Here is a 1164-nt window from a genome sequence, read left to right as displayed (position 1 = left end):
TAATTGGCCTGGCCCGGATTGCCGGTGACGCCGACCACGGAGGCGATGCTGATGATGCGGCCCTTGCGTGCCTTCATCATGCCGCGCATGACCGCCTTGGACGTGCGGAACACGGAGGTCAGGTTGGTTTCCATGATCGCGCTCCAGTCCTCTTCCTTCATGCGCATGAGGAGCTGGTCGCGCGTGATGCCGGCATTGTTGACCAGGATGGAGACCGCGCCGGTCTCCTTGGCGATACCGTCGATCAGGGCTTCGATCGCCGCCGGATCGGTGACGTTGAGCATGCGGCCGTGGCCACCGTGGGCCGCGAGACGCTCGCCGATCGCCTGGGCGCCGGACTCGGTCGTCGCGGTGCCGAACACCGTCGCACCGAGCGCGGCAAGGCGGTCGGCAATGGCCGCGCCGATGCCGCGACTGGCGCCGGTAACGAGCGCGATTTCGCCCTTGAGGGTCTGGGTCATGGGAATTCCTGTCTTAACGGGGAAGGGTCAGGCCGTGGCGACGGTGAGCGCGGCATCGAGGTCGGCGGGCGTACCGATCGGCTTGGCCTCGACGGACTTGTCGATGCGCTTGATCAGGCCGGAAAGCACCTTGCCCGGACCGCACTCGAGCGCCTGCGTGATGCCATGGGCCGCCAGCGCCTGGACGCACTCGGTCCAGCGCACCGGAAGATAGAGCTGGCGCATCAGGGCACCACGGATGTTCTCAACCGAGGTGTGCACCTGGGCGTCGGCGTTCTGGATGACCGGGATCGACGGCATCGACCAGTCGATGGCGGCCATTCTTTCACCCAGTCGGTCCGCGGCATCGCGCATCAGCATGCAGTGGGAGGGCACGGACACGGCCAGCTTCACGGCCTTCTTCACACCGAGCTCGGCCAGGCGAGCCAGGGCGCGATCGACCGCCTCGGCGTGACCGGCGATCACCAGCTGGCCGGGAGAATTGAAATTGGCGGGAGCGACCACCTGGCCCTGGGCGACTTCCTCGCAGACCTGGGCGATCTGGGCGTCGTCACCGCCCAGAATGGCGGCCATGGCGCCGACGCCGGCCGGCACGGCGGCCTGCATGAGGCGACCACGCTCAGCGACCAGACCCGCCGCATCCTTCAGGGAAAGGGCGCCCGCGGCGACCAGGGCGCTGTACTCGCCCAGGCTGTGCCCGGAC

At 68.0% G+C, this 1164-nt stretch carries 2 protein-coding genes; both read right to left on the bottom strand.

The window, feature by feature from the left end:
* Positions 1-461 (bottom strand): SDR family NAD(P)-dependent oxidoreductase (locus AC1DSN_RS22955; RefSeq protein ID WP_477333183.1); only part of this gene is annotated, 461 nt, incomplete at its 3' end.
* Between the two features lie 27 nt (positions 462-488).
* Positions 489-1164, bottom strand: a 676-nt coding sequence (locus AC1DSN_RS22950; protein ID WP_477333181.1) for an ACP S-malonyltransferase, incomplete at its 5' end; no start/stop codon positions are given.

Source organism: Luteibacter sp. P4_D7_3, from assembly GCF_056401735.1.
This window is presented reverse-complemented; position numbering and strand designations above follow the sequence as displayed.